The organism is Cetobacterium somerae (assembly GCF_022430525.1).
GTDB lineage: Bacteria > Fusobacteriota > Fusobacteriia > Fusobacteriales > Fusobacteriaceae > Cetobacterium_A.
Genome location: NZ_CP092519.1, coordinates 938,358 through 952,101, shown reverse-complemented (window position 1 = coordinate 952,101; position 13,744 = coordinate 938,358). Strand labels below are relative to the sequence as shown.

Below are 13,744 nucleotides of genomic sequence, written 5' to 3'. Positions count from 1 at the left end.
CCTCTATTCTTTATCTAAAGAATAAGGGATAGCTAGAGATATTGCAATTAAAACAATTCCTATAAATACTCCTATCCAAGGTGTTCCATGAAAAAGAAAATTATACTTTTCAGATAAAAATAGTAAAGTAGTTTTACCACCTATAACATTTTTAAAAAGTCCGATACTATTTAATACGGGATAAGTGAGTGTAAAAAGAAAAGCTCCAATTAATCCCCCTAAAATAACATATATACTTTTTAAATATCCAGCTCCAAAACTTGCAATTGCAGTTCCAGGACAAAGTCCAATCATTCCGAAACCTAAAGCTAAAATTGCACTTCCTAGTACAACTCCAAAATTCATAGGTTTAATACTAAAATGATCTAAAGGAATTATATTTAAAGCTACACTTAAATATAGAAGAAACATACTAAATCCTATGGCGAAAACAATTATTTTCATAAGAGTCAAATCTTGAAGTTTTAACATTTTAGATATAATAACTCTATTCGTTGCTCCAGCATAATATAATGCTAATCCGAAAAGTAAACCTAGTATTAATCCTAAAAGTGGTACATTATCAAAAAATAGATTTCTCATATTATTCACCTATCCTTTTAGCAACAACTATAGCTATTGGAAATAAAATTATTGTAAAAATAATACTACTTACAGATAGTTGCATAATTCCACTCATCATATGTCCGCTTGTACATCCACCCGCCATTCTAGCTCCAAAAAGTAAAAGTACTCCACCTAGAAAAAGTTTAACTCTAGATATTCCATCTTTTTCTAATAAGCTTTCCTTTTCTATAAACTCCTCTTTTTTTCTAAAAAATATTCTTCCTAACATACCCCCTAAAAAAATTCCAACAGCAAATATGATTCCGTAATTATATGGAATCATTATGCTTTTAGCAATTCCATCTTGATTGTAATAATCAATCAAACTATAAAATTCAGCTCCTTCTCTAAAAATTATATCATCTTGAAAAGCAGAATGAATCATTCCAGAGGCTACACTAAATTGAGTTGAAATTCCAATTGGTTTTATAAGTAGTATAGATATAAAAAAGACACTTCCTAAAAAAATACCTTTTAAAAGCCATTTTCTTTTCATAATTTTTTACCCTCCTTAAAAAGAGTCATTTTTGTATAACTCTACATATGTATAAGTTTATTCGATAAAAAATTATTTTTTCTTTTTTATAATTTATATAAAAAAAGAGGTAGAATAATCTACCCCTTGTCAAACTATACTAATTCTCCCTTTGCAATAACCTTTTTAAGTCTTAAATGTTTATCTAAAAATACGATATCAGCAAAACATCCAGGTTGTAGCTTTCCGTACTCGTTATCAATATTTACAGCTTTTGCAGGATATAAAGTCGCCATTCTTACAGCTTCTTCTAAAGTTATATCACAATATTTAACTAAGTTTCTAACTCCAGCATCCATAGTTAGTGCAGAACCACCTAAAGTTCCATCCTCTCCAAAACACTTTCCATCTTTATAGAAAACTTTGTTTCCTTCAAAGTAGAAGTATTCCATATCTGTTCCAACAGGAGCAACAGCATCAGTAACTAAATATAATCTTTCTCCCATAATTTTAATAGCTGATTTTATAGCAGAGTAGTGACAGTGGAATCCATCAGCAATTACTCCAGCTTTAATATCGCTATCAAATACAGCACCTACAACTCCAGGCTCTCTGTGGTTGAAAGATGACATTCCATTGTATAGGTGAGTTGCAAGAGTTATTCCGAAACCTTCTTTTTCTTTCACTTGCTCATAAGATGCGTTAGAATGTCCTACTGCTACATGTATTCCAGCTGCGTTTAGTTTCGAAATTATTTTTTTATCTGTATTTTCTGGAGCTAATGTAACTATTCTTACATTTTCTTTTCCAGCTTCAATCATTTTATCTATCATAGCTTCATCAGCTTTTCTTATAAATTTAGGGTTATGAATTCCCTTTTTTTGTAAAGAGATATATGGTCCTTCTATATGTAGTCCAACAACTCCATATTTACCTTTATTCTCAATACCTTTAACTAATTCAATAGCTTTCTCGATACTTTCGTCTCCAGTTGTAATAAGTGTTGGAGTAAAAGAAGTACATCCATATTTTAAATTAGTTTTATGCATTGTATCTAAAGTTTCTAATGATATATCATCATTAAATAAAACTCCTCCACAACCATTTAGTTGTAAATCTATAAACCCTGGAGTTACATATGCATTTTCAGCATCGATAGTTTCGATATTTCCATAAGTAGTTATTAACTCCTCTTGAGGTATGATATCAACTATTCTCTCTCCATCCATTATTAAAACTTTTCCAGTATAAAACTTATTTCCTATAAATAATTCTCCATTTATAATAGCTTTCATTACTAGTTCATCTCCCTATTTTCCACAACTTTTGTATAACTCTTCTATTAATAAATCTGTATCTAAATTACTCTTTTCAATATCTTTAAAGTATCTATAAGTTCCAACTTTTAACTCTGTACAAGCAGCTTCATCTGAAACGATAATTCCTTTTGGATGTAATTGAAGTGCACTGATAGTCCACATATGATTTACACCTTGCTCAACTGCATGGTGTAATGCTCTTGCTTTGTTATGTCCATTAACCATTATTAAAACTTCTTTTGCATCAAGAATAGTTCCAACTCCAACAGTTAAAGATAACTTAGGAACTCTATCTATATCTCCACCGAAGAATCTAGCATTTGCAATTATTGTATCCATAGTTAACTCTTTATCTCTAGTTCTTGAACTTAAAGATGATCCTGGCTCATTGAAAGCAATGTGTCCATCAGGTCCAATTCCTCCTAAAAATAAATCGATTCCTCCGATAGCTTTTATTTTTGCTTCGTAATCTTCACATTCTTTTTTGTAATCAGTTGCTAATCCATTTAATATATTGATATTTTCCTCTTTTGCATCTATATGCTTAAAGAAATTTTCGTACATATAGTAATGGTAACTTTGATCATTGGCTGGAGATAATCCAACATACTCATCCATATTAAATGTTACTACATTTTCAAAAGATATAATTCCATCTTGATAAAACTGAATTAATCTTTTATACATAGCTAAAGGTGTTCCCCCAGTTGGTAAACCTAATACAAATGGCTTCTCTGCAGTTGGCTTTGCAGCTAATATTTTCTTTGCAACATAAACTGCTGCCCAGTCCCCAATATTTTTCTCAGTTATAATTACTCTCATTCTAAATCACTCCCTTGAATTGTTTACATATTCTACAATAAAGTTACCATTTATTTTTGAAAAAGTCAATCTTTTTAGAAACTTTTTTTCTAAAAAGTTTTATAAAAATGAATTATATTTACATTTTGAATTTTTTTACGCTTTCTACAGCATCTCCAATTAATCTATTTGCTTTTTCTCTATCTCTTTGAATTAATTTTACATAAAGGATATCAATAACAGTTAATTGTGCCATTCTAGAGGAGAGAGAAGTAGATCTTAAATTACTTTTTTCAACTATTGTACTTAAAGAAATATCTCCAATATCTTTAATAGGATTTGTTGCTACTTTAGTTAGTGTAATTACCTTTACACCTTTTTCTTTAAACTCTAAAATACTTTGATATATATCTAAAGTTTGACCACTGTAAGATATTACAAATACTAAATCTCCTTCTTGAGCTGTAGAAGCATTTGTTAATTGTATATGTTGATCCGTTTCAAATATAACATTTTTTCCTAGTTCCCATAGTTTATATTGAAAGTCTCTTGCTACTATTCCAGAGAATCCAGCTCCTAAAAGAAATATTCTATTTGCACTTTCAATAGCTTCGACAGCTTTTTCTATCTCTTGAAAATTTAAAACTTTATATGTATCCTCTACACTTTTTATATTCTCATAAACAACTTTTTTAGCAAGCATTTCTGTGTTGTCATCAACACTAATTTCATCATAAATTATTTGAATCTCTTTTTCATTATTTTTCATAGCTAAATCTCCAGCTAAAGCTATTTTAAATTCTGGAAAACCTTTAAATCCAAGTTTTTTAGCAAATCTAACAACTGATGCTTGACTCACATCACATTTAACAGCTAAGTCATATGTATTCAGTGTTTTTATTTCATCCATATTTTCTAATAAAAAATGAGATATCTTTTTCTCATTTTTAGTAAAACTCTCTTGAAACTCTTTTAACTTTATAAGCGTTCCACCCATATTTAAAAACCTCCGTTATATATTCTCTCTCTTTTTAAGTTCTTTTTCGATTTCATTTAAAACTTTCCTTTTATTCAAACTCCATTTAGGTTCAACAACCTCATCTTTTTTTCCATCACCTGTTACTCTATGAACAACCATTTTATCAGGTAAAAGTTTTAATATAGTAACTACAATATCCACATATTCATCTAAAGTGAAAACCTTAAATTTTTTATCATTATATAATCTTTCTAAAGGAGTTCCTTTTATAATATGAAGAGAGTGAATTTTTATTCCCCAAGCACCAGATTGAACAATACATTTTGCTGTATTTAAAATATCTTCCCTCTCCTCTGTAGGTAATCCTACAATCATATGTGTAACAAATTTTATCCCACTATCTTTTAGTTTTTTAGATGTTTCAATATATGTAGAAAGAGGATAACCTCTATTTATTATTTTTGCAACTTTATCATCAATTGTTTGAAGACCTAGCTCTATCCAAAAGAAATGTTTTTCATTTATCTCTTTTAAAAGTTCTAAAGTATCATCCTCTATACAATCAGGTCTAGTTCCTATTGCCAATCCTAAAACTTTAGGATGATTTAAAGCTTCATAATAAATCTCTCTTAAATATTCTACATCACCATATGTATTTGTAAAGTTTTGAAAATAAGCTATCACTTTCTTATCTTTAACTTTATCTTTTAGAAACTCTAATTGTTCATCAATTTGTTCTGTTATACTTTTTCTTCTATTTCCAGCAAATTCTCCACTTCCAGCGTCACTACAAAATATACATCCACCATGAGCAACTTTTCCATCTCTATTTGGACAAGTAAATCCACCATCTAAAGATACTTTAAATATCTTGTCTTTAAACTCATCTTTAAAAAAATCATTTAAAGAATAAAATCTTCTATTATTGTGTTTCTCCATTTTCTTTTTCCTTCTCTTTCTCTTTTTCCATTCTCTCAAGTTTAGAATATATACATCCACAGTAATCCTGTCTATATAACTCATGCTCTTTAGATAGATTGACACTTCTTAAGTATCTGCTTTTCTTTTTAAAATCTCCTCTTAAAAATTTAACTCCATACTTTTCTTCAAGTTCAATTCCAATCTCATTTATCCACTGAGCATTTTTCATAGGACTTATACTTAAAACAGTTGAAAAATATTCATATCCCAACTCTTTGGCTTTTTTTGCAGTAGCTTCCATTCTAAGTTTATAACATCTATAGCATCTAGCTCCGCCCTCTTTTTCTTTTTCAAATCCTTTAATTTTTTCTATAAAATCTTTACCTGGACTATATTCACCCTCTATTATAGTCATTCCAAATTCCATAGCATCATTAAATGTAAATTGTTCATTTAATCTAGTGATGTATTCCTCTTTCTCTGTTATATTTGGATTATAAAAATATATATCAATATTTAAATATGTTTTTAGGTACTCAAGTATAGCGCAACTGCATGGTGCACAACATGAGTGTATTAAAAGTTTTTTTTCACTGTTAAGACCTATCTTATCCAGTTCTTTTTGCATTTCTAATTCATAATTTACCTTCATGTTATCATTCCTTTTTTCATTTATATTATGATTATATCATATAACCTAGAGTTTTTTTAATGTTTCTGATATAATTAAGTTAATTATTTTTCGGAGGTGTTTTATGAACAAGAAAATTTTTGTTATGTTAGCTAATGGATTTGAACTAATTGAAGCGATGTCACCAGTAGACGTTTTAAGAAGAGCAGGACTTAATGTGGTTACTGTATCTACTATGGAAAACACTTTAGAAGTTGAGTCAGCTCAAAAAGTAAAAGTTGTTGCTGATATAAATATTTCGGATATTAATGTAGAAGAGGGAGTAATGGTTGTTATACCTGGCGGATTCCCTGGATATGTTAACTTAAGAAGCGATTCAAGAGTTGTTGAGATTGTTAAGGAATATTTAAATAGTAATGATAAGTTTGTTGGAGCTATTTGTGGAGGACCAACAACTTTAGGAATAAATGGATTAATTGGAGATTATAAATTTACTTGTCACACATCTGTTAAAGAGGAGATGGCTAGTGAAAAGTACGAGCATAAAGATGTTGTAGTTGATAGAAACTTAATTACTTCTCCAGGAGCTGGAAAATCTGTGGAGTTTGGTCTTGCTTTAGCTAGTATTTTTGTAGATGAAGCTACTATAACTAAAGTTAAAAAAGGAATGGAACTTATATAATAAAATTAGTAAATAAAAAGGAGACTCTATTAAAGTCTCCTTTTTTATATAGTATAGTATATTTTTTAATCAACTAGGTAATATTCAATTGTACTAACAACTCTCACATTTTTAATCTGTGGATTGTGTTGATCTCTGTTAGTTATAGTAAACTGTCCTTGATTTGCAGATTTAATCTTTCCTAAAGAACTATTTGAATCTTTTGCAAACTTTTCAGCAACCTCTCTAGCATTTTTAGTAGCCATCTCAATCATCTCAGGTTTTAAATCATTAAGTTTTGTATAGATATAGTCAGTTGTAGTTCCATATTGATTTGAATTTCCTAGAGCTATATTTTCTTTAACAAGTTCACCAATTTTATTCGTTAAAGTATATACCTTATCCACTTTAGTTGAATAAACAGTTACTGTTTGAGTTGCTACATATCTAAAAGCAGCAACATTATTATCATATTGATATAACATCTTGTCTTCAATAGTAGGTGCTGAAATAGTTATCTCATTACTCTCTATTCCATTTTCTTTTAAAAATTCAATAATTCTACCATTATCTCTTTCTAAATTGGAGTAGATTTCTGAAAGTTCATTTCCAGCAACTTTGAAATCAATTGGCCATAGAACCACATCAGCCATAACCTCTTTTTCAGCTAATCCTTTTACAGTTACAACTCTGTCCATTGTTTTTGCTTTTATAAAGCTCTCTCCTAAAGTGTAACCTAAAATCCAAAGGCCAAGAAAAATACATACTCCTAAAATTCCATAACTTGTATTTAACCTATTTCTCATATAACCCTCCTAATTGAAAAATTATTTTGAAACTGTAATATACTACTCCTCTTCTTCCTCGTCCTCTTCAACAAAGAAATCCTCATACATCTCATCTTCATCATCAACTATAAGAAAATCTATCTCATCTAAACAGTTTTCTAATTTTAAGTTTTCTGGTAATTCAGTTTCTTCAATAAAATCAAAGCTCTCATCTTCTAAAGTTGCTAAGAATAAATGTGGTAAGAATCTATCAAACTCACTAACATAAGTTGTACTTCCAAAAGGTTGTCCTTGTTTAGAGTTTTTATTTAACTCTCTTGAGTATTTTGTATGGTTTGAACAATCATGAACAACTACTGGCCAGTTCTCATCACAAGCTTGTTTCATAAGTTTAAATGTAATCTCTCTTGACCAAAGTGGAGATATATATCCTCTTCTAGCCATATACATTCTCTCTCCAACATAGTTATTTATATTGTCTTCTCCAAAGTGAAGTTCAGCACAGTTTATAAAGTCTATACCCGTTGCTAGAATCTTTTCCTTCTTTTCTTGGAACTCTTCATAAAATTCTGGAGTCATAGGAGTCTCTATTCCAACCATTGGAATATACTCTTTAGCTATTGCCATATTTTCAATAACTTTATCACTACATTTAACAGCACCTAAATTAAATCTTAACTCATTTAATCCAGCTTCACCAAGTTTTTGTAAGTTCTCTCTTGTACATAGAGAACCATTCGTATACATATGCTGATAAATTCCAGCTTCACTTAGTTTTTTTATAATTCCATAATATTTTTCAATATCTAGGAATGGTTCTAAGTATACATATGCAATTCCACTAGGTTTTTTCTGTATTGATAATAATAGGTCTATATCCTCTTCATAATAAAGAGTCTCTCCAATTTCCCACATTCCATCTGGAATTGGCTCTTGATTATCAATATTATCATGATAGTAACAGAACTTACATAGTAAGTTACATTGGTGAGTTTTTCTTATTCCACCAAGACCGTCACCAAATAAGCAAGAAACACATCCTTTAGGGAATTTTTGTTGATCTCCAACGAAGAATGTTCTTCCTTTAAGATTTTTCAGATCAGTAATCTCATCTTTCATCTCTTGGTGTCTTTTATTAACTGCTAACTCAATCTGTCTAACAGTTGAATCTATAATTGGGCTAAATCTTTTAAATACTTCTGTTTTATCTCCAGAAAGTGATGATAAATGACTAAACCACTCTAATGCATCTTTTTTTGATATTTTCATTATTTATTCTCCAATTCTAAAATTAAAATATAATCTATCTTTAATTATATACCTTTTGAGTGAAGATTACAACTAAATAATATGTTAAAGTGTTGCAAAGGCTAAGTCCACTACTTTAAAACCATCAATGGCAGCACTTATAATTCCACCTGCATATCCAGCTCCCTCTCCTATTGGATAAAGACCTTTTGTATTTATTGATTCTCCAAACTCATTTCTTGTAACTTTTACAGGAGCAGATGTTCTAGTTTCTGGTCCTATTAAATTTGCATGCTCACTTATAAAGTTTCTTTGTGTTTTTTCCCAGTATCCCATAGCCATTTTCATATTCTTAGATATTACCTCTGGGAAAAGATTATTTAAGTCATAGCTTTTCAATTCCATCTCATAACTAGACTCAATCTTTCTATTTGTAGTTTTTCCTTTTAAGAAATCAAGAGTATTTTGATATAGTGCTCCGTAATTTCCAATTATATCATAAGTTTTCTTTTCAAGTTGATCTTGGTATTCCATTCCTGAGAAAAGTTCATCTCCAAACTCATTAGCTTTAACTCCTACAACAAGTGCTGAGTTAGAAAATCTACCATCTCTTTGAGAATAACTCATTCCATTAACAAGTGTCCCTCCCTCTTGAGAAGCAGCGTTTACAATTACACCACCTGGACACATACAAAATGAAAATACTCCTCTTTCCTCATCTCTATTATTATAAGTTAAGCTATATGTTGCAGCTTCTAAATTTGGATGAGAACACATCTTACCATACTGCATTGTATCTATATCCACTCTTGGATGCTCGATTCTTGCTCCTATAGCAAAAGGTTTATTTTCCATAAAAACACCATGCTTATGAAGCATTCTATAAGTATCTCTCGATGAGTGTCCTATAGCTAATATTACATGATCAAATAAAACATTCTCTTCTACTAAAATTGGTGATTTCAGATTTTGAATCTTTATACCCTTTACTTTTCCATCTAAAATTATAACATCCTTTATTAAAGTGTTAAAATGAAACTCTCCACCTAGATTTATAATTTTTTCTCTTAAATTTTTTACTACTATCTTTAATACATCAGTTCCTACATGTGGTTTATAATCCCAAAGAATCTGTTCTTGGGCACCATTAGCAACTAATTCTAAAAATATTTTATTCATATATCCACTTTTTACTCTAGTGTTTAACTTTCCATCTGAATATGTTCCTGCTCCACCCTCTCCAAATTGAATATTTGAATTTGGATTAAGCATGCTAAACTTTATAAATTCATCAATAGTTTTATCTCTATCGTCAACTTTTTCTCCACGTTCGTAAACTATAGGCTTTATTCCAAGTTCACAAAGTCTAAGGGCAGCAAATAGTCCAGCTGGTCCAGCTCCTATAATAGCAACTCTTTCTATTCCATCTTTTGCTTTATAGTTTACTTCCTCATTCTCTTTAAATGGATTAACATTAGTTAGAGATGAGATATCTACATCATTTTTTAATGTAACCTCTATATTGTAAACAAATTTTATATCAGTTTTTTTTCTACTATCTATTGATCTTTTTGAATACTCTATTTTTTCTATATTCTCTTCTTTTATTCCTCTTTTAATGATCTCTTTTTTAAGTTCAAGGGTTTGATCCTTTTCAATAGAAACATTAATATTGTTTATAACGACTTTCACTTTACACCTCTTTTTAAATAAAAAAGCTCCGAATGATATTCTTCAAAAGAATTGTATTCGAAGCATTTTGTAATTATACTATTTTTTCCTCTAAAGTTTTACCAACTCTAAATTTAACAACTTTTTTCTCTTTTAATTTCATTTTCTTACCTGTTTGTGGGTTTCTTACGTGTCTTGCTGCTCTAGTAACTACTTCGAATTTTCCCCATCCTATAAATGATACTGGTTCACCTTCAACTAACTTTTGTTCAACTAAATCTAAAAATAACTTAACTGCCTTCTCTGCATCTTTTTTAGTGTATTCACCTGTTTTTGCAAATAAATCGATAAACTCTTTTTTAGTCATTGTTACCCTCCTTGAACTATTATAGAATATAGTATGCAAGAAACCAAAAAGTTGAAAACCCTTTATTTATGGTATCTTTAAACCGATTATACTCAGTAAACCCTTAAATGTCAATACTTTATGTATATTTTTTTGTATTTATTTTAAAAAAATGTAAAAATATGGCGATAGAGGTGGGACTCGAACCCACGAAGCTTACGCTCTACACGCGTTCCAGGCGTGCTCCTTAGCCACTCGGTCACTCTACCTTGCTCATTAATTAATACTTTTTAATAATATCACATGAAAAGAGAAAAATCAATAAACTTCATGTATTTTTTACTTTATAATTCCCCTCTCCTGATACTTTAAAAACTCAGGTAACATAACTTTTTCATATAGTTCAGGAACATAGATTTTTATAACTTCAGCTCTTTTTAAAACTCTCTCCATAGGAGCGTTAAATTTCTTCCAAGTATGTCCATCAGAAGTTAAATTTTGCATAAATCCTTGATATCTATCACAAACATTTGCAAATTTAGCTTCATTACTTTCACACTCTTCAAACTCTAACCAAAGATTTAAAAATTCCTCTTTTTGATCATCTGGTAGGAGAGAGAAAAGTTTAACTGCAGCTTTTAACTCATCGTCAGCTTTATCAGGTCTTACTTCACCAAAAGCGGGAGTATCTCCAGCGTATATCTCAACCAAATCATGGATTAGAATCATTTTCAGAGATCTTTCTAAATTGACCTCTCCTTGAAAGTACTCTTTTATTGTCAAAGCAACTAAAGCCATATGCCAACTGTGCTCTGCATCATTTTCCTCTCTTTTTCCATTTACAACAAGTGATTGTCTAAAAATATCCTTCACTTTATCAATTTCAAATAAAAATGCCATCTGTTTTTGAATTCTTTCCATTTTTTACGTATCCCCCTTCTTTTAGTTTCACTTTTATCTTCTGTAACGCTTTTTTTGCTCTTCTATATTTTTTGTTCTTGCGTTTATTTTCTTATTGTACTTCTTTTTAGGTAGCTCTAATGTAGACATAACTCCTTGAGCAAACTCTATCTCCATTTCAGGAATAGAGAATCCAATTGTATTTTCAATATCATTTAACATACCTTCATTTCTATCTGTAACAAAAAGGTATGATTCTCCTTTTTCTCCAGCTCTACCCGTTCTTCCAATTCTATGGATATAACTTTCAACATCCTCTGTAATATCATAGTTAAATATATGAGTTACTCCAGTGATATCTACTCCTCTTGCTGCAACATCTGTTGCAACTAAAAATTGAAACTCTACATCTTTAAATGCTTTCATTATTTTTTCTCTTTTAGCTTGAGGTATATCACTATGTAATTTTTGACAAGAGTATCCTCTAGATGATAATTCCTCTTCTAAACTATCAACTCTAACTTTAGTTCTACAGAAAATAATTCCCATAAATGGATTTGTATCATTTAATAGAGAACAAAGAGTATCTAATTTTCTTCTATCTGATGTTTTTATAATATGCTGATTTATATTTGCTAGTTTATTCTCTTTACTTTCAATAACAATATTTAGTGGCTCTTTTGTTATTCTATAAGCTATCTTCTTAACTGTAGAATCTATTGTTGCAGAGAAACAAAGAGTTTGTCTTTTTCTACTGCAAACTTCAATAACTTTATCAATTTCATTTCTGAATCCCATCATAAGAATTTGATCAACTTCATCTAAAACTAATGTTTTTATTTTAGATAGATCAATTGCTTTTCTTTCTATTAAATCAACTAGTCTTCCAGGAGTTCCAATAACAATATCAACTCCAGATTTTAAAGTTTCTATTTGACCAGCTATCTCTCTACCACCATAAGCTAGCATAATTTTTTTATTATCATAATTTATTTTTTCACACTCTTCTGCAATCTGGATTGCTAACTCTCTTGTTGGAGTTATTATTAAACTTTGTGGTAATTTCCCATTTCCACCTAAGTTTTGTATAATAGGTATTATAAAAGCTAAAGTTTTTCCACTCCCTGTGGCTGCTTGAGCTATAACATCTTTACCATTTAATATTGGTGGAATCCCCTCTTTTTGTATATCAGTTGGCTCTTTAATTCCCATCTTACTTAAAAGCTCTATTATATTTTTATTAACATTTAAATTATTAAAATTATTCACATATTCTCCTTCGATTTTAACTTTATTCAATTGTTTATTATAGCATTTATTCGCTAAAAAGGGAACAAGTATAAAATTAAGTTTTATTGTACAATTTTAATCTTTGACTTTTGTAAAAAATCTGTTAAAATATATTTATTTATTTTTTTTATATTTAGGAGGAATTTGTAATGCAAGATTGTCTAAGCGGACAAAAATATATACTAGTTTTTGGAGCTTCTGTTGTTGATATGTTTGGTTTTTGCAACTCATCATATAAAGCCTGCGATTCTATTCCAGGAAAGATCAAAATATCTTTCGGAGGAGTTTCAAGAAATATAGCTGAAAATATGGCTAGAGTTGGTGTTAAAACTAAGTTTATATCTATTATAGGAGATGATGAGATTGGACGTTCAATGTTAACTCATTCTTTAAAAATTGGATATGATATGAGAAATTCTTTAGTTTTAGAAGGAAAGAGCACACCAACGTACATGGCTATTTTAGATGAGAGTGGAGAAATGGTTTCAGCAGTAGCAGACTTAGACAGTATAAGTGCTATGACAACTGATTTTATAGACTCGAAAGCACCTATGATAGAAAATGCTGCATTTACATTCTTAGATGCTGATGATCCAGAGAACTTAGAATACCTATTAACTAAGTTTCAAGGAAAAACAAATTTCATCTTAGACCCAATCTCTTCAACAAAAGCTGAAAAGGTTAAACATCTTATTAAATATTTCCATACAATAAAACCTAATAGAGTTGAAGCTGAAGTTTTATCTGGTATTAAAATTAATACTAGAGAGGACTTAGAAAAAGTAGGAAATCACTTTTTATCTTTAGGAATTAAAAATGTATTTATAAGTTTAGATGCCGATGGAATTTACTATACTAACGGAGTTGAGAGTGGAACATTAAAAGCTACTGGAGTTACAGTTAAAAATGTTACAGGAGCAGGAGATTCTTTTGTTGCAGGATTAGGATTTGGTTATATGCATGACCTTCCTATAAAAGAGACTGTTAAGTTCGCTATGGCGATGTCAATTGTTACAATATCTCATGAAGAGACTATTCACCCAAACATGGGGCATGAGTTAATTCAAGAAATAATAGCAAAAACAAATTGGAATGAAAATTAAAAAAA

Annotated in this window: 15 protein-coding genes and 1 tRNA gene; 2 read left to right on the top strand and 14 right to left on the bottom strand. The window is 29.8% G+C overall.

Annotation, left to right across the window (positions count from 1 at the left end):
* Window positions 1–3: 3 nt before the first annotated feature.
* From MKD34_RS04295 to MKD34_RS04265, 7 genes are all read right to left on the bottom strand, one after another.
* Complete coding sequence (locus tag MKD34_RS04295; RefSeq protein WP_240220007.1) at window positions 4–582, bottom strand: YeeE/YedE thiosulfate transporter family protein; 579 nt, start codon at window positions 580–582, stop codon at window positions 4–6.
* Between the two features lies 1 nt (window position 583).
* The gene (locus MKD34_RS04290) at window positions 584–1,102 is read right to left on the bottom strand and encodes a YeeE/YedE thiosulfate transporter family protein (RefSeq protein ID WP_240220005.1); all 519 of its coding nucleotides are present in this window, start codon (window positions 1,100–1,102) and stop codon (window positions 584–586) included.
* Between the two features lie 134 nt (window positions 1,103–1,236).
* Window positions 1,237–2,376: an N-acetylglucosamine-6-phosphate deacetylase gene (gene nagA / locus MKD34_RS04285; RefSeq protein ID WP_240220003.1), complete on the bottom strand. Its 1,140-nt coding sequence runs from the start codon at window positions 2,374–2,376 to the stop codon at window positions 1,237–1,239.
* A gap of 15 nt (window positions 2,377–2,391) precedes the next feature.
* Window positions 2,392–3,222 carry a glucosamine-6-phosphate deaminase gene (gene nagB / locus MKD34_RS04280; protein WP_240220002.1) on the bottom strand — a complete coding sequence of 277 codons (831 nt, stop codon included), beginning with the start codon at window positions 3,220–3,222 and terminating at the stop codon, window positions 2,392–2,394.
* Window positions 3,223–3,340: 118 nt separating this feature from the next.
* Window positions 3,341–4,198, bottom strand: coding sequence for a MurR/RpiR family transcriptional regulator (locus tag MKD34_RS04275; RefSeq protein ID WP_240220000.1), 858 nt, complete (start codon window positions 4,196–4,198; stop codon window positions 3,341–3,343).
* Window positions 4,199–4,213: 15 nt separating this feature from the next.
* Window positions 4,214–5,119, bottom strand: a complete 906-nt coding sequence (locus tag MKD34_RS04270; protein WP_240219998.1) for a TIGR01212 family radical SAM protein — start codon at window positions 5,117–5,119, stop codon at window positions 4,214–4,216.
* Entirely contained in the window at window positions 5,103–5,753 is a 651-nt protein-coding gene (locus MKD34_RS04265; protein ID WP_240219996.1) for an epoxyqueuosine reductase QueH, read from the bottom strand. The genes MKD34_RS04270 and MKD34_RS04265 overlap by 17 nt, the downstream gene beginning before the upstream one ends.
* Before the next feature lie 103 nt (window positions 5,754–5,856).
* Here MKD34_RS04265 and MKD34_RS04260 point away from each other — a divergent pair, with 103 nt between their 5' ends.
* Window positions 5,857–6,414, top strand: coding sequence for a DJ-1 family glyoxalase III (locus MKD34_RS04260; RefSeq protein ID WP_240219994.1), 558 nt, complete (start codon window positions 5,857–5,859; stop codon window positions 6,412–6,414).
* Window positions 6,415–6,479: 65 nt separating this feature from the next.
* Here the strand turns inward: MKD34_RS04260 and MKD34_RS04255 are convergent, their stop codons facing one another.
* The 7 genes from MKD34_RS04255 to MKD34_RS04225 form a co-directional block, all read right to left on the bottom strand.
* The gene (locus tag MKD34_RS04255; RefSeq protein ID WP_185891542.1) at window positions 6,480–7,199 is read right to left on the bottom strand and encodes an SIMPL domain-containing protein; all 720 of its coding nucleotides are present in this window, start codon (window positions 7,197–7,199) and stop codon (window positions 6,480–6,482) included.
* A 42-nt stretch (window positions 7,200–7,241) separates the two neighbouring features.
* The gene (locus MKD34_RS04250) at window positions 7,242–8,450 is read right to left on the bottom strand and encodes a radical SAM protein (RefSeq protein WP_240219992.1); all 1,209 of its coding nucleotides are present in this window, start codon (window positions 8,448–8,450) and stop codon (window positions 7,242–7,244) included.
* An 84-nt stretch (window positions 8,451–8,534) separates the two neighbouring features.
* On the bottom strand, window positions 8,535–10,121 hold the full coding sequence (locus MKD34_RS04245) for an NAD(P)/FAD-dependent oxidoreductase (protein ID WP_240219990.1): 1,587 nt from the start codon (window positions 10,119–10,121) through the stop codon (window positions 8,535–8,537).
* A gap of 73 nt (window positions 10,122–10,194) precedes the next feature.
* The gene (locus MKD34_RS04240; protein ID WP_023050698.1) at window positions 10,195–10,467 is read right to left on the bottom strand and encodes an HU family DNA-binding protein; all 273 of its coding nucleotides are present in this window, start codon (window positions 10,465–10,467) and stop codon (window positions 10,195–10,197) included.
* Window positions 10,468–10,629: 162 nt separating this feature from the next.
* Window positions 10,630–10,715: transfer RNA gene (locus MKD34_RS04235), tRNA-Ser, on the bottom strand.
* Window positions 10,716–10,785: 70 nt separating this feature from the next.
* Window positions 10,786–11,367 carry an HD domain-containing protein gene (locus tag MKD34_RS04230; protein ID WP_240219988.1) on the bottom strand — a complete coding sequence of 194 codons (582 nt, stop codon included), beginning with the start codon at window positions 11,365–11,367 and terminating at the stop codon, window positions 10,786–10,788.
* Window positions 11,368–11,400: 33 nt separating this feature from the next.
* Window positions 11,401–12,615: a DEAD/DEAH box helicase gene (locus MKD34_RS04225; RefSeq protein WP_240219986.1), complete on the bottom strand. Its 1,215-nt coding sequence runs from the start codon at window positions 12,613–12,615 to the stop codon at window positions 11,401–11,403.
* Window positions 12,616–12,785: 170 nt separating this feature from the next.
* Between MKD34_RS04225 and MKD34_RS04220 the strand changes: the two genes are divergently transcribed.
* Window positions 12,786–13,739, top strand: coding sequence for a carbohydrate kinase family protein (locus MKD34_RS04220; protein WP_240219984.1), 954 nt, complete (start codon window positions 12,786–12,788; stop codon window positions 13,737–13,739).
* Window positions 13,740–13,744 lie beyond the last annotated feature (5 nt).

Coding starts and splice junctions, on each gene's coding strand:
- MKD34_RS04295 (WP_240220007.1), bottom strand. CDS start 582: ATGAGAAATCTATTTTTTGATAATGTACCACTTTTAGGATTAATACTA.
- MKD34_RS04230 (WP_240219988.1), bottom strand. CDS start 11,367: ATGGAAAGAATTCAAAAACAGATGGCATTTTTATTTGAAATTGATAAA.
- MKD34_RS04220 (WP_240219984.1), top strand. CDS start 12,786: ATGCAAGATTGTCTAAGCGGACAAAAATATATACTAGTTTTTGGAGCT.
- MKD34_RS04240 (WP_023050698.1), bottom strand. CDS start 10,467: ATGACTAAAAAAGAGTTTATCGATTTATTTGCAAAAACAGGTGAATAC.
- MKD34_RS04255 (WP_185891542.1), bottom strand. CDS start 7,199: ATGAGAAATAGGTTAAATACAAGTTATGGAATTTTAGGAGTATGTATT.
- MKD34_RS04250 (WP_240219992.1), bottom strand. CDS start 8,450: ATGAAAATATCAAAAAAAGATGCATTAGAGTGGTTTAGTCATTTATCA.
- MKD34_RS04270 (WP_240219998.1), bottom strand. CDS start 5,119: ATGGAGAAACACAATAATAGAAGATTTTATTCTTTAAATGATTTTTTT.
- MKD34_RS04275 (WP_240220000.1), bottom strand. CDS start 4,198: ATGGGTGGAACGCTTATAAAGTTAAAAGAGTTTCAAGAGAGTTTTACT.
- MKD34_RS04265 (WP_240219996.1), bottom strand. CDS start 5,753: ATGAAGGTAAATTATGAATTAGAAATGCAAAAAGAACTGGATAAGATA.
- MKD34_RS04290 (WP_240220005.1), bottom strand. CDS start 1,102: ATGAAAAGAAAATGGCTTTTAAAAGGTATTTTTTTAGGAAGTGTCTTT.
- nagA (WP_240220003.1), bottom strand. CDS start 2,376: ATGAAAGCTATTATAAATGGAGAATTATTTATAGGAAATAAGTTTTAT.
- nagB (WP_240220002.1), bottom strand. CDS start 3,222: ATGAGAGTAATTATAACTGAGAAAAATATTGGGGACTGGGCAGCAGTT.
- MKD34_RS04260 (WP_240219994.1), top strand. CDS start 5,857: ATGAACAAGAAAATTTTTGTTATGTTAGCTAATGGATTTGAACTAATT.